Here is an 18,357-nt window from a genome sequence, read left to right as displayed (position 1 = left end):
GGGGGGCAGCTTGGAAAACGAAAATATCCTACGCTAAGGATGTTTTTGGGGTTCGGCGCCCATCGGAACGGTTTCTCACGTTAAGTTATTTTTCGGATAAATCAAAACATTGTGGACACTGGAAAATAAACTCAAAATAGTGTTTTGTTATCGCTAAATGGCTTTAATAGACACTGCTGTCTATAAACCGATTTTCCGATCTCCAAATTGACCCCAGTTAACCGACGCATGGTTAAGTGAAAATGAGTAATTGAGTGTAAACTCAAAAACTCATTTGAGTTTATGCGTGAAAGCCGCCATCTGGCGGCTTTCTTATTTTTGCATTGAGAGCAGTTCAAAACATAGGCTTAATGTACAATAATTTCCGATATCCAAACTGACTCCTTTGTGCACCTACTGGGGGAAATCAGAGATCGGGGACTGGAAAACCAGAGTTACCGGGCCAGTGGGCTGACATTGCTGACTGCGGCGATCTCGCTGTGGAATACGGTATATATAGAAAGAGCGATAAATTCATCGAGACGGAAAGGGATCCCGATTAATGAGCAACTGATTACCCATCTGTCACCGCTGGGATGGGAACAAATCAATCTGAGCGGGGATTACGTCTGGAGAACAAACCTCAAACTGGGACAGGCAAAATACCTTTCGTTACGCTCAGTAGATAGCAGTCTGTACAAAAAATAGGCTTGGTGTAGGATGTTTTCCGTTTTCCAAGCGGCTCCCAATAACTCTTAAGTCTTTATCATCACGAACTTTGCAGCAGCGTAGTGTAACTGGAGAATCGATGTTTAAGCCTGATAGCTCCTTCAGTTGATACCGTTCAAATGAAGGTAATAATTATCATCGGAATGCTGTAAGGCGTTTTATACCTGAAATAACTTGCTCGGCAATGGAAACTATTATGAACATTGCGTTTGGTAATGGAATTCTGGTATGAGCTGGAGGACCAACAAACCATATGCTCTCATTTTCATTCCAGTCGGGATGTTTTATTGATAACAAATTTGTTATTTTTATTGCGCTTGTTTTATTTTTCTCTTCGGTATCAATCTCTAACTCATTATTGAGATTTAATATAAAAGAAGGTAAGTAAAAGCCTGTTGCTAGCACAATTGCATCGAATTGTTCAACACCCTCTCCCCAGTCAACACTCCATGATGGATTTAAATGAACATGCTTTAACGTTCCTTTTCGAACATGCAACTTTTTAGCATCAATAAGCATGAGTATTTTTTTTGCGTTAGGTAAGGCTAATCCTGTAATATAGCGATGAATGATCTCCTTTATTTCTTTCGGTAAGTCGGATGAGTTATTATTTATATAAAATTCGTTAATGGCAAATGCAAAATCAGCAAGGAGATCTTGCCATAAAGCATTTCCGTTTTTAGCGATAAATATTTCTTCTTTTAAGATGTCTTTATAATTATTTAGGAATGAAAATTGTAATTTCCATGATGACAATGTTTCCGTTGAAAGTGTTCGAAGTACAAATCTTAGAAATGCGTGCTTTGGCGTCCAAAAAACACAATTTTTCTCTCGTAAATCCCATTCGGTCATGATTTTCATTAGATTCTTAAATTCTATGTTTTTATTTATTCGTATAAAGCGGCTCCGTACACTTGCTAATTCGCCGGATGGTGATATCATTGTAACCTCATGCCCCTCCCGACCGAGCAATATAGCGCTATCAACTGCTGATAGTTTGCTACCAATAACAAGGATTCGACTAAGATATTTCACTCTTTTCAGCATGTCTTTCTCTGGATAAGGGCAGCAAACAAGAGTATCTATTTCCCTATACGGAATCAATACATTAGGTAGCTTGGGTTTACCGTATCCAGTACAGAAAATAACATCTGTAACATTAATCTTCTGAGTGAGTGGATTACAAAAATTAATAATGTATTTACAATGCCCAATTCTTTTTAATGATTTAAATTCATCATGAATTTGAAACACTTTGACTCCATTCTTTCTTGCAATGTCTCTGTAATGCAAAAATTTTCTGTTTAGATATTTTCCTACTAATGAGCGTGATACATAAGAATCACGCGTGGCATCAATACCACATTCTTTTAAATATTCCAGGAAATCATTTTGCTGGTCGTAAACTATTGACATGATACCAACCGATGTATTGCATAATATATCATCATCAAGAGAAGAAAAAGCTATGCCAGGGCCAATGACTTTAGGTTCAATAATATAAATAATATCGGCAGCCCGCTGCTTTACAGCGGAAATAAATGTTGCCACGGCGGCAGCCCCCCCCGCCAACAATTGCAAGATGTACAACTTTATTATTCATGCTTACTCCCACTCTCAACGCTGTCAATTACAATTATAGATAAAGAGTTAAGGGTTGATGCAGGTTTTGTCATGTGAGTCACCTCTGGTTGAGAGTTTACTCACTTAGTCGCGTGTCCACTATTGCTGGGTAAGATCAACCGGCAGCAGGCAGTCGACCACTGGCAGACAGTCCTGAAAAATATCGGGAGAGTGAAGCTGGACAACCAGAAAAATCAGAACAGCAGAGAGGCACAGGCTTTTGGGGTTCTACGCCGGAACCGTCTAAATTTCCGACACCCACTTGTATTCAGGCATCACTGAGCACCCAGCCCCCACAGGATAACCCAGCAAAAACGAAAGAGAGTCAGGTCGCGTGACGGCCTTAAGATTCCGCACCATCCGGTGCCTGATTTTTTTCAACCGGAAATCAACCGATGGAGCTTTTTTGTATCAATTACTGTCATCTTCCTGGAAGATCAAGGTAGGATTTTTACTTTTAAGGGAGATTATTGTGAAAGTAAAAGCATGGACATTTTTACTGATATCGGCCTATCTGACGGCCTGTGCCGCACCCGGGACAGAAAAATTTCAGACCATCATGGACAGCGTCACGGCAGAAAAAATAAACCGGATCATCCGCTCGAATGTCATCCACGCTTCAGGTGAAAATCACGGGGAAGTTATCAGCCGCGTGTCATCTGCTTTTCTCGGTACACCTTATCAGGCTGATACGCTCATCGGCGGGCCCGGAACCCCCGAAGCGCTTGTCGTGAATTTCAACGGTGTGGACTGCTTTACCCTGGCAGATTACGTAGAAGCCCTGACCCGCAGCCATGACCAGAAATCGTTCCTGCATAATCTTACAGAGGTTCGTTACATCGGGGGAAACGTTGACTACCTCAGCCGCCGGCACTTCTTCTCCGACTGGTTCTCCATCACACCACGCAATGCCCGGGACGTCACGCCAGATATAAGCCCTGACTATGCCACTGTGTACAAACAGCTTAACCGTAAACCGGACGGGGGGGAGTACATTCCAGGTCTGGGCATTCATTCCCGGAAAATTAATTACATTCCCGGAAAAGCCATCAGTCCGCAGGTGCTGGACCATCTGAAAACCGGGGATTATGTCGGCGTCTACTCTCCGCTTGACGGTCTGGACGTTTCGCATGTCGGTATCGTGGTCCACCACGAGGGGCGGGTATGGTTCAGGAATGCCTCCTCGCTGACCGCCAATAGAAAAGTGGTGGATTCGCCGTTTCTGGAATACATGCGCGCGAAACCGGGCATCGTCGTGCTGCGGGCCGGGTGACCATCTCATTACCGGAGCCGCTGTATGAAAAGAATCCAGATACCGGAAGGCATAAAGCTTTTTTGCCTGATTATTCCCCTGCAGTTATCCCCGCACAGGCCGGGGTTAAATGACATGGAGATTACCGCCCATATGCCAGCAGACTATATTGACCCGTCTAAATCGCTGTTCCCGCAGGGAAACTCCCCGCACTCCGTCGATAAATGGCTCCCTCCCGGCCCGGAAAGGCATGTTTCCGTTATGGATACCGCTGCACAACAGCGCCACTTTTCTGACCTGAAATCCCGTTATTTTGGTATGGGTGCCGGCGAAAAGTCTCCCTGGACCCTTTCTTACATCTCATCAGTCCTGAGTAAAGAGGCTGAAGCTGCCAGTGACACCAGCATCAGAAAGTATCTGGGGAAGCAAAGTGTTGCCTGGGGCGGGAACTTCAGGGGGCTCCCGACCGATGACCCGGTTTTCGGATAACAGTAAATATCGTGACATTTCGCATTCAATCACATTGGGTCTCATTGGCCAGGAATGATTCCAGTCAATGGTGCCTGGAAAAGATCAAGAGTTTGGAATACCTATGAAAAATTGCCGTAGTTTGATTATATTGCCGTTATTGATGGTAACAGCCTGTACCCAGTGGGAAAGACCAGGAGCGGTCGACAGTACCCGGGAAGCAGAATATGCCGAATGCCGCAGCCACGGTTATGATCGTTTTCCGCCCGATGTGGTGAGAGACGTGGAATTCAGCTATGAAAATAAATACATGCCTTGTGAGAAGAATGAGAGGGATTGCACATCGGGCTACCATTATGACAAGAAACCGTCATTTAAAACGGTGCAGACAGATCGCAACAAATCCGCCCGAAACGCAACCATTGATGCCTGCATGTATGCCAAAGGCTGGCATGAAAGAACCCACTATTGGCCGCAATGGTAGCTGTAGTGGGTTGCCAACATAAGGGACTCTGCTCGCAAACATCCACCGAGGTCTCACATTAGTAATGTATCCTCCAGCTTTGCCGGAGGATACATGGCTCTGTTGTAAAGTTCGCGATGAGGTAACCGTTGTATTATTGAAAGGCCTCACATTTCAAAGACTCTGCTTATCCAGACGCATCTTGACCGGCGACCATTGAACTTCACATACGTTTCATCAATCGGTGGAGCGGGATACCGCAGCCGCCAGGTTTTTTCTTTCGAAAAACCATTCGCCACCACGGCGAACCGAAGGTGGTGACCATAGATCAAAGTGGTGCCAGTACCGCGGTGCTGACCACGCTCAACGTCGGTAAAGCAGATGAGGTAAACATTGCCATCAGGCAGAGTAAATATCTGAACAATCTGTTTGAGCAGGACCACCGAAATATCAAAAGACGAACTAACCGATGCCGGGATAGAAATCGTTCCGGCGGATACGGGGAAGAAGATATCGCCCGGTTATTCCAACTGATGCACGGGCATATCAATATGTTGGGGCATTATACGTTCACGCTACCGGATGATATGCTGAAGGAAGAAATGAGAGTGTTAAATTTCAATTTAAACAAGGCGTTATCTCCTTAACGTATATTTTCGTTTCATTGGCCCTCAAATCCTGCATATAGTAGAGAAGGGCGCTCACTTCGGAAGCCAGAAGATAAGCAGGAGTGGCACCGGTGGAAGTGCCCATGCATCGTAATTCCGTAGCCAAGGGTTAGGCACTGACGTACTGTGCAGACGACGGCTGGGCTGAAGTGGATAACAGCATCGCGGAGTATGCTCTGCGGATGGTTAGCCTGGGTCGTAAAACCTTCCTGTTCTTCGGCTCTGACCACCGTGGCGAGCGGGGAGCGCTGCTGTACAGCCTGATCGAAACGTGCAAACTGAACGATGTGGATCCAGAAAGCTACCTCAGCTATGTGCTTGACGTCATAACCGACTAGGCCGGAGACCCGGGTGAGTGAGCTGCTGCCGTAGCGGGTCACACTGCCAACTGAATAATACATCCCCGTCAATACGGCTCTCGCTGTACGCATACGGCTGGAGTGCTGTAAAGTTCATCAGTATGATTGTCTATACCATCACCAGTTGAGAAATGCAGAGAGGACAATATGGATGTTACAGAAGATGCTCTGTTACGGTCAGGATTTACGCCATCGGATTTGTAGAAAATAAAGAATAATGTTGAAAGCCATGGAGGAACCCTTGAAGAAGCTATTAATAATCTTGCACGCCGATTCAGAACACTACTCTGGGTTACAGGTGTATTTATTTTTGTCTTACTGTTACTTGTCTTTTCAGTACATCTGTCAAAGCATTGGCTTGGGGGCTGGCGATTATAGTTGGGGTTACTATCATGTATTTTGCACAGCCACCAATCCTTTCATATGAATCCTGGCGTTACCGAAAATCTAACAAAGATTAACTGGTTCCACTATCTGTTGTCAGAAGATCGAAATTACTTTTGCTTTGATACCATAACCAGCGATCTTTATTGTTAGCTTAGGCGTCCCCACTGTAATGCCCTTACGATAATAGTCCTGCGGAAGCCATTTATAAAGCCTCCACGCTCCTGTTTTTTGTGTGAGGCCAAGGATACTGTAGACGCTTGCGCTTAATGTTACTGTGTTATAAAAAGCTAATCCGACCTCAGCCTTAAAACCCATAAACTGAGCTGTTCGCATAGCAGTATCAGCAACAAGACCTTACAGATATATCCGCCAGCGAAGACAGAAAAAGCGTCTTACGCTTCATTGAATGAGCGGGAGGTGGCAGCCTGATCACTCAGGCAAAAACTCTCCAGGAAAACCGGAGCGGTTCAGAGACTTAAGGGCACAAAACTTGTTGAATCATTTAGTCTAAAGTTAGTGTAGTATGTGCCCCCACGAATCATTGTGTGTGACACGTTGTTTGCCATGCTGTGTACCATGAAATTATTACAGATCAGTGAGTTAGGTTTTAATCTTAGCTAACTCGTTGTTTTAGAAAGTATACCAGACGCCTGTGAAGGCGACACCTGAGGAAGCTCAATGAGCGAGAAGTTACAAAAAGTGCTGGCGCGAGCTGGCCACGGTTCACGTCGTGAAATCGAAGCCATTATTGAAGCGGGTCGCGTGAGTGTGGACGGCAAAGTCTCCACGTTGGGCGATCGCGTTGAAATTGTTCCGGGATTGAAGATCCGTATCGACGGACACCTTATTTCGGTTAAGGAATCTGCAGAGCAGATCTGCCGCGTACTGGCGTATTACAAGCCTGAAGGCGAGCTCTGCACCCGCAACGACCCTGAAGGGCGTCCGACAGTGTTTGACCGCCTGCCTAAGCTGCGTGGCGCACGCTGGATTGCCGTAGGCCGTCTGGATGTGAATACCTGCGGTCTGCTGCTGTTTACCACCGACGGTGAACTGGCAAACCGCCTGATGCACCCAAGCCGTGAAGTCGAGCGTGAATATGCCGTGCGCGTGTTTGGCGAAGTTGATGAGAAAAAGCTGCGTGATTTGTCGCGTGGCGTTCAGCTGGAAGACGGCCCTGCGGCGTTCAAAACCATCAAATTTACCGGTGGCGAAGGGATCAACCAGTGGTATAACGTTACGTTGACCGAAGGCCGCAACCGTGAAGTACGCCGTCTGTGGGAAGCGGTTGGCGTACAGGTAAGCCGCCTGATCCGTGTGCGTTATGGTGATATCCTGCTGCCAAAAGGTTTGCCGCGCGGCGGTTATACCGAGCTGGATCTGACACAGACCAACTATCTTCGCGAGCTGGTTGAACTGAAACCAGAAACCTCCTCCAAAGTTGCGGTTGAGAAAGACAGACGTCGCATGAAGGCCAACCAGATCCGCCGTGCCGTGAAGCGTCACAGCCAAGTGAGCGGCAATCGCCGCTCGGGCAACCGTAATAACAACGGTTAAAAATAATAGCCCGGTACCTAAATCCGGGCTTTTATGTCAGTAATCAATGCCGATTTGCGCTTTTATCCCGGCATCAAAGGCATGTTTAACCGGACGCAGTTCGCTGACGGTATCTGCAAACGCCAGAATATCCCGATGGCAGCTGCGCCCGGTGACAATCACCGTCTGATGCGAAGGACGGTTTTTTAACGCCTCCAGTACCGCTGCAAGTGGCAGATAGTCATAGGCCACCATATAGGTTATCTCATCCAGCAGCACCATCGACAGCGTTGGGTCAGTCAGCATGCGCCGGGCATGTTCCCAGACGGCCATGCACGCCGCGGTATCCGTTTCCCGGTTCTGAGTGTCCCACGTAAACCCGGTAGCCATCACCTGAAACTCAACGCCATGCGGCTCCAGTAAATTACGTTCGCCGTTCGGCCATTCACCTTTGATAAACTGAATAACTCCCACTTTCTGCCCGTGGCCCACGGCACGGGTGGCAGTACCAAATGCGGCAGTGGTTTTGCCTTTGCCGTTGCCGGTAAACACGATGAGGATCCCGCGTTCGTCCTGAGCTGCCGCTACGCGGGCGGCAACCTGTTCTTTCAGACGCTGCTGGCGTTGTTGGTGACGTTCTTCACTCATTGAGAAATCCCCGGCTTGCGCCCCGGCTGGGCATCAAAGGTCATCCCTGTCTTACGACGACTGTCGTCGCCCATCAGCCAAAGATAGAGCGGCATGATGTCTGCCGGTGTTTTTAGCTTATCCGGGTCTTCTGTCGGAAAGGCGCTGGCGCGCATTTTAGTGCGCGTTCCGCCCGGGTTAATGCAGTTTACGCGCAGGTGACGGTGTTGATATTCGTCCGCCAGTACCTGCATCATTCCTTCGGTGGCAAATTTCGAGACGGCATAAGCCCCCCAGTTTGCGCGTCCTTCGCGGCCCACGCTGGAGGAGGTGAAAATCAATGAACCCGATTCGGCGTTCAGCAATAAAGGAAGCAATGCCTGGGTCAGGAAAAAAGTCCCATTAATGTTGACCTGCATGACCTGCTGCCAGATTTCAGGGTCTTGTTGATCCATCGGACAAACGTCCCCCAGCAGCCCGGCATTGTGCAATACACCATCCAGACGTGGGTAGTGGGTGCTAATGCGTTGAGCCAGTTCCTGACAGGTAGCCGGGGTGCAGGTAAGCAAATCGAGCATATACCAGCGGGTAGCGATACCGCCTGCAGCGAGGATCTCCAGGGCAACATCGTTTAATTGTTCTTCGTTACGACCAAGCAGAATGACGTTCGCGCCATACTTTGCGTAAGTCAGGGCCGCCTCGCGACCAATCCCGGCGCTGGCGCCGGTAACAAGAATGATGCGATTCTGCAGCAGATTTTTTTGTGGTTGATAATGCACGGTGGCTCCTCTGGCGCACAAGGGCGCGATTGCGCCTTCTTTTATGACTTTTCCGGTTTATGCCCGAAAAAACATGAGAATTCAATCAGTCTACAGGACGCAAAGCGGCGTAATTAACATTTTGCAAATATTTAAACCCAAATCGGCGGCATTTCTGAAGGCGGCTCGCAGAGGGCGTGTCATGCGCGAGACGTCTGAGCAGGGCTGTTGTACACTGGCATCAAAGAGACGTGGTTAAATCAAGGTGGAACGCGTGGAGTTACTTTCTCAATATGGGTTATTTTTGGCCAAAATCGCGACGGTTGTCATTGCTATCGCGGTGGTTGCCGTTCTGATTGTTAACCTGACGCAGCGCAAGCGTCAGCGTGGCGTGTTACGCATTACCCGCCTGAGTGAGCAGTATAAAGAGATGCAGGAAGAGATGTCTCTTTCGCTGCTTGATAACCATCAGCAAAAACTGTGGATGAAAGCACAGAAGAAAAAGCACAAGCAGGAGGCTAAAGCCGCAAAGGCAAAAGCCAGACTGAATGCGCCGCAGGATGAAACAAAACCTCGCGTTTATGTGCTCGATTTTAAAGGCAGCATGGATGCGCATGAAGTCACCTCGCTACGAGAAGAGGTGACGGCCGTGCTTGCTGTGGCAAAACCGCAGGATCAGGTGGTGATGCGGCTTGAAAGCCCTGGCGGAGTCGTTCACGGCTACGGGCTGGCGGCTTCACAGTTGCAGCGTCTGCGCGAGAAACAGATCCCCCTGACTGTTGCGGTAGATAAAGTCGCGGCGAGCGGCGGTTATATGATGGCCTGCGTGGCAGACAAAATCGTTGCGGCACCGTTCTCCATCATCGGCTCGATTGGCGTGGTCGCGCAAATTCCGAACTTCAACCGTTTCCTGAAAAACAAAGAGATCGATATTGAGCTCCACACCGCTGGGCAATATAAACGTACTTTGACGCTTCTGGGCGAGAACACGGAAGAGGGACGTCAGAAGTTCCGCGAAGAGTTAAACGAAACGCAACATCTCTTCAAAGATTTTGTGCATCGCATGCGACCCACGCTTGATATCGACCGGGTGGCTACAGGTGAGCACTGGTACGGTATTCAGGCGCAAGAGAAGGGGCTGGTGGACGAAGTGGGTACCAGCGATGACCTGCTGTTGAACCTGATGGAAGGTCGCGAACTGGTCGGTGTACGTTTTGCACAGCGTAAGCGACTGCTTGACCGCTTTACCAACAGTGCCGCAGAGAGCGTGGACCGGCTGCTGTTACGCTGGCTGCAACGCGGCCAGAAGCCGCTGCTGTAAACCAAAACGCGAGGCATTTGCCTCGCGTTTTAGCTTAATCGACCAGGTGATATTTCTCAGAAAGCGTATGCGCCAGGTATTTAAACATATTAAACACGGCGGTGCTTTTCGGCGTAGGCAAACCCTGCTCATCCAGATAATACTCGCCGCTGAAAACCAGCACGCCGTTACGTTGCTCAACACCGGTGGCTTCAATACCCGCAAGGGTGTCTTCATGGTTGCGAATCAGTGCGTTTGCTTCGATGAGCAGAGAAGCTCGGTCAATAGGTTGGGTCGTCGTCTGCATAATCCACTCCTTAAACAGTGGCAATAGTCTACGCCGGGCGCGCTTTCGGGGCAAATTTTCCCTGTATCCTGAGGGGATAAGGCATCGTCCGCTGGCTGGCGGGATTTGCTTTTGCATGCTAATAAAGTTGCGTAACGAATTTTATCAGGTACAGTGTGCGCTTTCGTCATTCTGGCAACAGAATTGCTTGACATTCGACCGGGGATTCGTCACGAATTAGATTGGGTGTGAAAAAATGCCCGATAACTCAATGACCTGGATGTACTCTGTCTGACGTCCGGTAAAACAATGGGGTTGATATCCCCTGACGCGATCGCCATATCAATGGCTCGTCGTCAGCGGAAGGGAAATCAACGTGCGGCGTATTCCTGGAAGAATTAAATTAGGTAAAGGTGAATATGGGTAAAGCTCTCGTCATCGTTGAGTCCCCGGCAAAAGCCAAAACGATCAATAAGTACCTGGGTAATGACTTCGTGGTTAAATCCAGCGTTGGTCACATCCGAGATTTGCCGACCAGTGGCTCAGCCAGCAAAAAGAGCGCAGACTCTACCTCCACCAAAGGGGCCAAAAAGCCTAAAAAGGATGAACGTAGCGCGCTTGTCAACCGTATGGGTGTTAACCCATGGCATAACTGGGATGCACAGTATGAAGTGCTGCCCGGGAAAGAGAAAGTCGTTAACGAGCTGAAGCAGCTTGCTGAGAAAGCAGACCACATCTATCTCGCAACCGACCTTGACCGCGAAGGGGAGGCCATTGCATGGCACCTGCGGGAAGTGATCGGCGGGGATGAGACACGCTATAGCCGTGTGGTGTTTAACGAAATTACCAGGAATGCGATTCGTCAGGCGTTTGAGAAGCCGGGCGAACTGAACATTGACCGTGTGAACGCGCAGCAGGCACGCCGCTTTATGGACCGTGTTGTTGGCTACATGGTTTCGCCGCTGCTGTGGAAAAAGGTGGCTCGTGGCCTGTCTGCAGGCCGTGTACAGTCCGTTGCTGTGCGTCTCGTCGTAGAGCGTGAGCGTGACATTAAAGCCTTCGTTCCGGAAGAGTTCTGGGAAGTCGATGCCAATGTCACCACGCCGGGGGGCGAAGCTTTACCGCTGCAGGTCAGTCACCATAACGACAAACCTTTCCGCCCTGAAAATCGTGACCAGACTATGGCCGCCGTGGCCTTGCTGGAAAAAGCGCGCTATCAGGTGCTGGAACGCGAAGATAAGCCGACCAGCAGCAAGCCCGGCGCGCCGTTCATTACCTCGACCCTGCAACAGGCGGCAAGCACCCGTCTGGGGTATGGCGTTAAAAAAACCATGATGATGGCGCAGCGCTTGTATGAAGCGGGCTACATCACCTACATGCGTACTGACTCTACCAACCTGAGCCAGGACGCGGTGAGCATGGTGCGGGACTATATTAGCGATAATTTCGGTAAGAAATACCTGCCGGAAGGTGCAAATCAGTACGCCAGCAAAGAGAACTCTCAGGAAGCGCACGAAGCTATTCGTCCTTCTGACGTCTCGGTACTGGCTGAGTCCCTGAAAGATATGGAAGCGGACGCTCAGAAGTTGTATCAGCTGATCTGGCGTCAGTTTGTCGCCTGTCAGATGACCCCTGCGAAATACGATTCGACGACGTTGACCGTCGGGGCAGGGGAATACCGTCTTAAGGCGCGTGGTCGTATTCTGCGCTTCGACGGCTGGACTAAAGTCATGCCTGCTCTTCGCAAGGGTGATGAAGACAGAACCCTGCCCGCTGTCAATAAAGGCGATGAGCTGTCGCTGGTCGATCTGATCCCCGCTCAGCACTTCACCAAACCCCCTGCGCGCTTCAGTGAAGCGTCACTGGTCAAAGAGCTGGAAAAACGCGGTATCGGCCGCCCGTCTACCTATGCGTCGATCATTTCGACCATTCAGGATCGTGGTTACGTCCGGGTTGAAAACCGTCGTTTTTACGCCGAAAAAATGGGTGAGATTGTCACCGACCGTCTGGAAGCCAACTTCCGTGAGTTGATGAACTACGATTTCACTGCGCAGATGGAAAACAGCCTTGACCAGGTTGCCAGCCATCAGGCGGAGTGGAAAAAAGTACTTGATAACTTCTTCAGCGATTTTACCAACCAGCTGGATAAGGCCGGGAAAGAGCCTGAAGAGGGCGGCATGCTGCCGAACCAGATGGTTTTGACCAGCATCGACTGCCCAACCTGCGGCCGTAAAATGGGCATCCGTACCGCCACCACCGGCGTTTTCCTTGGCTGTTCTGGTTATGCCCTTACGCCGAAAGAGCGCTGCAAGACCACCATCAATCTGGTACCTGAGAACGAAGTTCTCAACGTGCTGGAAGGTGACGATGCCGAAACTAACGCGCTACGCGCCAAACGTCGCTGCCAGAAGTGCGGCACGGCGATGGACAGCTACCTTATCGATCCAAAGCGGAAATTGCATGTCTGTGGTAATAACCCGACCTGCGATGGCTATGAAATCGAAGAGGGTGAGTTCCGCATTAAAGGCTATGATGGCCCGATTGTAGAGTGCGAGAAGTGTGGTTCTGAAATGCACCTTAAAATGGGGCGCTTCGGAAAGTACATGGCCTGCACCAACGACGAATGTAAGAACACGCGTAAAATTCTGCGTAATGGCGAAGTGGCCCCGCCGAAAGAAGATCCGGTTCCGTTGCCAGAACTTCAGTGCGAGAAGTCAGACGCTTACTTTGTGCTGCGTGACGGTGCTGCCGGGGTATTCCTGGCTGCCAATACGTTTCCTAAATCGCGCGAAACACGTGCCCCACGGGTGGAAGAGCTGTATCGTTTCCGCGATCGTCTGCCGGAGAAACTGCGTTACCTGGCCGATGCGCCGCAGCAGGATCCAGAAGGTAACAAAGCCGTGGTACGTTTCAGCCGTAAAACGAAGCAGCAGTATGTCGCCTCTGAGAAAGACGGTAAGGCGACCGGTTGGTCAGCGTTGTTCGTCGACGGTAAATGGGTTGAAGGAAAGAAATAATCTTCACTTACCACAACTTACTTTTAAAGGGTCGGAATTCCGGCCCTTTTTATTGCGTCGTTATTATTTTTTGTTCCGTACTATACAGGCAGGCTGTAAATGATATAGTAGTTATAGTTAACCCCTTTCTTATTATTAAATCGTCTTAAGCGATGACCGCGTGCGCTAAATCGGATGGTCTGGCATGAAATTACAACAGCTTCGTTATATCGTTGAGGTGGTCAACCACAACCTTAACGTCTCCTCTACCGCAGAAGGGCTTTATACCTCGCAGCCCGGCATTAGCAAGCAGGTTCGCATGCTGGAGGATGAATTAGGCGTACAGATATTCGCCCGTAGCGGTAAGCACCTTACTCAGGTAACGCCCGCAGGACAGGAAATTATTCGCATTGCCCGGGAAGTCCTTTCTAAAGTCGACGCCATTAAATCCGTGGCAGGTGAGCATACCTGGCCGGATAAAGGCTCCCTCTATATCGCTACCACCCACACCCAGGCGCGTTATGCGCTCCCGGGGGTGATTAAAGGCTTTATTGAGCGCTATCCACGTGTATCGTTGCATATGCACCAGGGCTCACCGACGCAAATCGCAGAAGCAGTATCGAAAGGCAATGCGGACTTTGCCATCGCCACGGAAGCACTTCATCTCTATGACGACCTGGTGATGCTGCCGTGCTACCACTGGAACCGGTCTATTGTGGTGACGCCGGATCACCCACTGGCGGGTAAAGGCTCGGTCACCATCGAAGAGCTGGCGCAATATCCGCTGGTGACGTATACCTTTGGCTTTACCGGACGCTCCGAGCTTGATACGGCATTTAATCGGGCGGGGTTAACGCCGCGTATTGTCTTCACCGCAACCGATGCAGACGTGATCAAAACCTACGTGCGGCTCGGACTCGGAGTAGGGGTTATTGCCAGCATGGCGGTTGACCCCGTTTCTGACCCGGATCTGGTTCGTCTTGATGCGCATGACGTCTTCAGCCACAGCAGCACGAAGATTGGTTTTCGTCGCAGCACTTTCCTGCGTAGCTATATGTATGATTTTATTCAGCGCTTCGCCCCGCATTTAACGCGAGACGTCGTCGATACGGCCGTTGCGCTGCGCTCGAATGAAGATATTGAAGAGATGTTTAAAGACATTAAGCTTCCGGCTAAATAATCCCTCCCGGTATCTTTCTTTTCGGAAAGATACCGAAATATTCTCTCAAAACTAAATCAGAATTATCATCATCTGCACTTCGCTGACATCAATTGCCATTACCCCTTTACTGTTTGCGGCTTTACTGTCGCAAATTTGCGACAAAAGTAGAAACTAAATTGCGGGTGCGCAAATAATTCTTTCCAAATATTTATTTCTGGTCAAAAGAATGAATATTTCCCGGGGAAAGATGCGTAAATTCACTGGCTTTTCGGCTAAAGTTTCTTTAGGATTTATCTCAACAGATGATTAATTTTACCAATTGTTTGGTCTGAAAATGATAAGTGATATCGATTGTAAGAGGTTAGCAATGCCTACAGGAAGTGAAGAATCGCAAAGGGATCCTGCGCTTAAGCGTAAAGCCTGGTTGGCGGTCTTTCTTGTCTCCGCCTTGTTCTGGGCGGTTGTTGCTCTCCTGGCCTGGAACTATTGGGGTTAACTATGGCAGTGACGTTACGGTCAGAATCGGTTAAAAAAATGTGTCAACATCATGACACTGCTCACAAAGCGCGCAAAGCTCCAGCGACGGCAGTTCCTGCGTCGTGGAAACTGACGGCTCAGCAGCAAGCTTTTATTGATGTGTTCGCAGAAGACGAACCCAAAAAACAATAATTTAGTTTATTGCGTAACGATGCAAATAGTCTGAACAATGCCTCTGCGCTTTTGTACTCTTTAATAAATACACATTGGCAATATAGAACTGAGGACTAACCTCGGTCCCTTAATAAATAAAGCCTGGTGTCCCTATGATGAATAACATGACAACGCTCAAATACTGGTCATGGATCGGCGTCTTTTCGGTGTCGGTTCTGTTCTGGTGCCAGCTTATCTGGCTGGCCTTCCACTAAAACCCAAACCTCGTTGCGGCGAGGTTTTTGCTGTATACCCCGCGTTAGATCATTCCTAAATTTATCAATTTGGGTTGTTATCAAAACGTTACGACATCTTTGTGTTATCTTTAATTACGGCCCTGACGATTGTCAGGGTATCCCTGGAATTAAGGAGGAGCTTATGTCGTTAACCCTACGCGAAGCCAGTAAGGATACGCTGCAGGCGGAAAATAAAACCTGGCGCTACTACAGCTTACCGCGGGCAGCCGAAACGCTTGGAGACATTTCACGGTTACCCAAATCGTTGAAAGTATTGCTTGAGAACCTCCTGCGCTGGCAGGATGGCGACTCCGTCACCGCCGATGACATTAACGCTCTGGCAGGCTGGTTAAAGGATGCGCATGCTGACAGAGAAATTGCCTACCGCCCGGCACGCGTGCTGATGCAGGACTTCACCGGCGTCCCTGCCGTTGTCGATTTAGCCGCCATGCGCGAGGCGGTTAAGCGCCTCGGAGGCGATACGGCGAAGGTGAATCCGCTCTCCCCCCGTCGACCTCGTTATTGACCACTCCGTGACCGTCGATCATTTCGGCGACGATGAAGCTTTCGGCGAGAACGTGCGTCTGGAAATGGAACGTAACCACGAGCGCTATGTCTTTCTGAAGTGGGGGCAGCAGGCCTTCAGCCGCTTCAGCGTCGTTCCACCCGGCACCGGCATCTGTCATCAGGTGAACCTCGAGTATCTGGGTAAAGCCGTCTGGAGTGAATTACAGGATAAGGAGTGGGTCGCTTATCCTGACACCCTGGTCGGTACTGATTCCCACACCACCATGATCAACGGCCTGGGCGTCCTGGGGTGGGGCGTGGGAGGGATCGAAGCCGAGGCTGCTATGCTGGGGCAACCGGTCTCTATGCTCATTCCTGATGTCGTGGGTTTTAAGCTAACCGGCAAACTCGCCGAAGGTATTACCGCCACGGACCTGGTGCTGACGGTAACCCAGATGCTGCGTAAACATGGCGTAGTGGGCAAATTTGTTGAATTTTATGGTGAAGGGCTTGATTCGTTACCGCTGGCGGACCGTGCCACCATCGCCAACATGGCGCCTGAATATGGCGCAACCTGCGGATTTTTCCCGATTGATAACGTCACGCTGGACTATATGCGGCTGAGCGGGCGTAGTGAAGAGCAGGTGTCGTTGGTTGAGGCTTACACCAAAGCGCAGGGCATGTGGCGAAATCCTGGCGACGAACCGGTGTTTACCAGTTCGCTGGAACTGAATATGGGCACCGTCGAGGCCAGCGTTGCCGGGCCGAAACGTCCACAGGATCGCGTGGCACTGAATAACGTGCCGCAGGCGTTTGCCGCCAGCAATGAGCTGGAAGTGAATGTTGCGCAAAAAGATCATCGCCCGGTCGACTATGTTATGAACGGGCATCATTATCAGCTTCCGGACGGCGCAGTGGTGATTGCTGCCATTACCTCCTGCACCAACACCTCCAATCCTGGCGTATTAATGGCTGCCGGACTGCTGGCGAAGAAAGCGGTTGAGCGTGGGCTCAAGCCGCAACCGTGGGTCAAAGCCTCGCTGGCGCCTGGTTCAAAGGTCGTATCGGATTATCTGGCGCAGGCGAAACTCACGCCGTATCTCGATGAACTGGGCTTTAACCTCGTTGGTTATGGCTGTACAACCTGTATCGGCAACTCCGGCCCGCTCCCTGAGCCAATTGAAGTGGCGATTAAGCAGGGCGATTTGACCGTGGGCGCAGTGCTTTCGGGCAACCGTAACTTCGAGGGGCGTATTCATCCGCTGGTGAAAACTAACTGGCTGGCTTCGCCACCGCTGGTCGTGGCCTATGCTCTGGCCGGGAACATGAATATCAACCTGGTAACCGACCCTATTGGTCACGATCGCAATAATGCGCCCGTCTGGCTTAAGGATATCTGGCCGACATCTCAGGAGATTGCCCGCGCCGTTGAGAAAGTGACTACCGCGATGTTCCGCAAAGAGTATGCCGAGGTGTTTGAAGGCACGCCGGAGTGGAAAGCCATTAATGTCGTCGGCTCCGATACCTATGACTGGCAGGACGACTCTACCTATATCCGGCTTTCCCCCTTCTTTGACACGATGCAGGCTCAGCCAGATCCGCTTCAGGATATTCACGGTGCGCGTATTCTGGCGATGCTGGGCGATTCCGTCACCACGGACCATATCTCCCCGGCGGGAAGTATCAAAGCCGATAGCCCGGCTGGTCGCTATCTGCAGGTACGGGGCGTAGAGCGCCGGGATTTTAACTCCTACGGTTCACGTCGCGGTAATCACGAGGTGATGATGCGGGGCACCTTTGCCAATATCCGCATCCGCAACGAAATGGTGCCTGGGGTGGAAGGGGGCATGACGCGTCATTTGCCCGGCACGGATGTTATGTCGATTTACGATGCCGCGGTCAAATATCAGCAGCAAGGCACGCCGCTGGCGGTCATCGCCGGGAAAGAGTATGGCTCTGGCTCAAGCCGTGACTGGGCAGCGAAAGGCCCGCGCCTGCTGGGAGTCCGTGTGGTGATTGCCGAGTCGTTTGAACGAATCCACCGCTCGAACCTGATTGGTATGGGGATCCTGCCGCTGGAATTTCCGGCCGGTTCGACCCGTAAAACGCTGGGCCTGACCGGTGAAGAGCAGATTGATATTCACGGTCTGCAAAGTCTGGAGCCGGGTAAAAACGTGCCCGTTAAGCTCACCCGGGCCGATGGTAAAACGCAGATGCTGGAGTGCCGGTGTCGCATCGATACGGCAACGGAGCTGACGTACTACCAGAACGACGGCATTTTACATTACGTGATCCGTAAGATGCTGGACTGAAATTAGCCCGGCAGCCGTGCCG

15 protein-coding genes and 6 pseudogenes are annotated in these 18,357 nt (G+C 50.2%); 15 read left to right on the top strand and 6 right to left on the bottom strand.

Annotated features, from left to right (window positions below; all coding sequences use genetic code 11):
• Window positions 1–384: 384 nt before the first annotated feature.
• A pseudogene (locus NL510_RS13090) lies at window positions 385–687 on the top strand (Tn3 family transposase); the annotation flags it as partial.
• A gap of 156 nt (window positions 688–843) precedes the next feature.
• Here the strand turns inward: NL510_RS13090 and NL510_RS13085 are convergent.
• The gene (locus NL510_RS13085; protein ID WP_301308605.1) at window positions 844–2,280 is read right to left on the bottom strand and encodes an FAD/NAD(P)-binding protein; all 1,437 of its coding nucleotides are present in this window, start codon (window positions 2,278–2,280) and stop codon (window positions 844–846) included.
• A 171-nt stretch (window positions 2,281–2,451) separates the two neighbouring features.
• On the opposite strand from NL510_RS13085, the pseudogene NL510_RS13080 reads away from it, so the two are divergent.
• The 5 genes and pseudogenes from NL510_RS13080 to NL510_RS13060 all read left to right on the top strand — a co-directional run.
• Window positions 2,452–2,613, top strand: a pseudogene (locus NL510_RS13080) (hypothetical protein); the annotation flags it as partial.
• Between the two features lie 184 nt (window positions 2,614–2,797).
• Window positions 2,798–3,604 (top strand): DUF1460 domain-containing protein, encoded by an 807-nt coding sequence (locus tag NL510_RS13075; RefSeq protein WP_253384899.1) that lies wholly within the window; start codon window positions 2,798–2,800, stop codon window positions 3,602–3,604.
• Between the two features lie 24 nt (window positions 3,605–3,628).
• Window positions 3,629–4,072: a hypothetical protein gene (locus NL510_RS13070; protein WP_253377326.1), complete on the top strand. Its 444-nt coding sequence runs from the start codon at window positions 3,629–3,631 to the stop codon at window positions 4,070–4,072.
• A 103-nt stretch (window positions 4,073–4,175) separates the two neighbouring features.
• A complete protein-coding gene (locus tag NL510_RS13065; RefSeq protein ID WP_366518964.1) occupies window positions 4,176–4,535 on the top strand; it encodes a hypothetical protein in 360 nt (119 codons plus the stop codon).
• Between the two features lie 254 nt (window positions 4,536–4,789).
• A pseudogene (locus tag NL510_RS13060) lies at window positions 4,790–4,975 on the top strand (DDE-type integrase/transposase/recombinase); the annotation flags it as partial.
• Window positions 4,976–5,183: 208 nt separating this feature from the next.
• On the opposite strand, the pseudogene NL510_RS13055 reads toward NL510_RS13060, so the two are convergent.
• Window positions 5,184–5,285 (bottom strand): annotated as a pseudogene (locus tag NL510_RS13055) (tyrosine-type recombinase/integrase); the annotation flags it as partial.
• Window positions 5,286–5,295: 10 nt separating this feature from the next.
• On the opposite strand from NL510_RS13055, the pseudogene NL510_RS13050 reads away from it, so the two are divergent.
• Window positions 5,296–5,554, top strand: a pseudogene (locus tag NL510_RS13050) (transposase domain-containing protein); the annotation flags it as partial.
• 467 nt (window positions 5,555–6,021) lie between these two features.
• Here the strand turns inward: NL510_RS13050 and NL510_RS13040 are convergent.
• Window positions 6,022–6,243 (bottom strand): DUF4225 domain-containing protein, encoded by a 222-nt coding sequence (locus NL510_RS13040; protein WP_253384897.1) that lies wholly within the window; start codon window positions 6,241–6,243, stop codon window positions 6,022–6,024.
• A gap of 363 nt (window positions 6,244–6,606) precedes the next feature.
• Between NL510_RS13040 and rluB the strand changes: the two genes are divergently transcribed.
• The gene (rluB, locus tag NL510_RS13035) at window positions 6,607–7,482 is read left to right on the top strand and encodes a 23S rRNA pseudouridine(2605) synthase RluB (RefSeq protein ID WP_253377322.1); all 876 of its coding nucleotides are present in this window, start codon (window positions 6,607–6,609) and stop codon (window positions 7,480–7,482) included.
• 36 nt (window positions 7,483–7,518) lie between these two features.
• Here the strand turns inward: rluB and cobO are convergent, their stop codons facing one another.
• Both cobO and NL510_RS13025 read right to left on the bottom strand, forming a co-directional pair.
• Window positions 7,519–8,109, bottom strand: a complete 591-nt coding sequence (cobO, locus tag NL510_RS13030) for a cob(I)yrinic acid a,c-diamide adenosyltransferase (protein ID WP_253377320.1) — start codon at window positions 8,107–8,109, stop codon at window positions 7,519–7,521.
• Window positions 8,106–8,867 carry a YciK family oxidoreductase gene (locus NL510_RS13025; protein ID WP_253377304.1) on the bottom strand — a complete coding sequence of 254 codons (762 nt, stop codon included), beginning with the start codon at window positions 8,865–8,867 and terminating at the stop codon, window positions 8,106–8,108. Before NL510_RS13025 ends, cobO begins: the two co-directional genes overlap by 4 nt.
• A gap of 253 nt (window positions 8,868–9,120) precedes the next feature.
• On the opposite strand from NL510_RS13025, the gene sohB reads away from it, so the two are divergent.
• Window positions 9,121–10,167 (top strand): protease SohB, encoded by a 1,047-nt coding sequence (gene sohB / locus NL510_RS13020; RefSeq protein WP_253377302.1) that lies wholly within the window; start codon window positions 9,121–9,123, stop codon window positions 10,165–10,167.
• 34 nt (window positions 10,168–10,201) lie between these two features.
• On the opposite strand, the gene NL510_RS13015 is transcribed toward sohB, so the two are convergent.
• The gene (locus NL510_RS13015) at window positions 10,202–10,453 is read right to left on the bottom strand and encodes a YciN family protein (protein WP_253377300.1); all 252 of its coding nucleotides are present in this window, start codon (window positions 10,451–10,453) and stop codon (window positions 10,202–10,204) included.
• A gap of 398 nt (window positions 10,454–10,851) precedes the next feature.
• On the opposite strand from NL510_RS13015, the gene topA reads away from it, so the two are divergent.
• The 6 genes and pseudogenes from topA (at window position 10,852) to acnA (ending at window position 18,335) form a co-directional block, all read left to right on the top strand.
• Window positions 10,852–13,449 carry a type I DNA topoisomerase gene (topA, locus tag NL510_RS13010; protein WP_253377298.1) on the top strand — a complete coding sequence of 866 codons (2,598 nt, stop codon included), beginning with the start codon at window positions 10,852–10,854 and terminating at the stop codon, window positions 13,447–13,449.
• Window positions 13,450–13,633: 184 nt separating this feature from the next.
• Window positions 13,634–14,608 (top strand): HTH-type transcriptional regulator CysB, encoded by a 975-nt coding sequence (gene cysB, locus NL510_RS13005; protein WP_253377296.1) that lies wholly within the window; start codon window positions 13,634–13,636, stop codon window positions 14,606–14,608.
• A 349-nt stretch (window positions 14,609–14,957) separates the two neighbouring features.
• Window positions 14,958–15,086, top strand: coding sequence for a YmiA family putative membrane protein (locus NL510_RS13000; RefSeq protein ID WP_253377289.1), 129 nt, complete (start codon window positions 14,958–14,960; stop codon window positions 15,084–15,086).
• A 2-nt stretch (window positions 15,087–15,088) separates the two neighbouring features.
• Window positions 15,089–15,259, top strand: coding sequence for a YciX family protein (locus tag NL510_RS12995; RefSeq protein ID WP_253377287.1), 171 nt, complete (start codon window positions 15,089–15,091; stop codon window positions 15,257–15,259).
• 137 nt (window positions 15,260–15,396) lie between these two features.
• A complete protein-coding gene (gene ymiC / locus NL510_RS12990) occupies window positions 15,397–15,495 on the top strand; it encodes a small membrane protein YmiC (protein ID WP_253384895.1) in 99 nt (32 codons plus the stop codon).
• Window positions 15,496–15,658: 163 nt separating this feature from the next.
• A pseudogene (gene acnA, locus NL510_RS12985) lies at window positions 15,659–18,335 on the top strand (aconitate hydratase AcnA).
• Window positions 18,336–18,357 lie beyond the last annotated feature (22 nt).

Source organism: unidentified bacterial endosymbiont (assembly GCF_918797525.1).
Lineage (GTDB): Bacteria > Pseudomonadota > Gammaproteobacteria > Enterobacterales > Enterobacteriaceae > Enterobacter.
The sequence above is the reverse complement of the archived record's forward strand: the minus strand, read 5'-3'. Positions and strand labels throughout refer to the sequence as shown.

Bases quoted from the DNA above. Each gene is read 5' to 3' on its own strand.
- NL510_RS13065 (WP_366518964.1), top strand. From the start codon at position 4,176: ATGAAAAATTGCCGTAGTTTGATTATATTGCCGTTATTGATGGTAACA.
- NL510_RS13040 (WP_253384897.1), bottom strand. From the start codon at position 6,243: ATGGGTTTTAAGGCTGAGGTCGGATTAGCTTTTTATAACACAGTAACA.
- NL510_RS13000 (WP_253377289.1), top strand. From the start codon at position 14,958: ATGCCTACAGGAAGTGAAGAATCGCAAAGGGATCCTGCGCTTAAGCGT.
- cysB (WP_253377296.1), top strand. From the start codon at position 13,634: ATGAAATTACAACAGCTTCGTTATATCGTTGAGGTGGTCAACCACAAC.
- topA (WP_253377298.1), top strand. From the start codon at position 10,852: ATGGGTAAAGCTCTCGTCATCGTTGAGTCCCCGGCAAAAGCCAAAACG.
- ymiC (WP_253384895.1), top strand. From the start codon at position 15,397: ATGAATAACATGACAACGCTCAAATACTGGTCATGGATCGGCGTCTTT.
- rluB (WP_253377322.1), top strand. From the start codon at position 6,607: ATGAGCGAGAAGTTACAAAAAGTGCTGGCGCGAGCTGGCCACGGTTCA.
- cobO (WP_253377320.1), bottom strand. From the start codon at position 8,109: ATGAGTGAAGAACGTCACCAACAACGCCAGCAGCGTCTGAAAGAACAG.
- NL510_RS13015 (WP_253377300.1), bottom strand. From the start codon at position 10,453: ATGCAGACGACGACCCAACCTATTGACCGAGCTTCTCTGCTCATCGAA.
- NL510_RS13070 (WP_253377326.1), top strand. From the start codon at position 3,629: ATGAAAAGAATCCAGATACCGGAAGGCATAAAGCTTTTTTGCCTGATT.
- NL510_RS12995 (WP_253377287.1), top strand. From the start codon at position 15,089: ATGGCAGTGACGTTACGGTCAGAATCGGTTAAAAAAATGTGTCAACAT.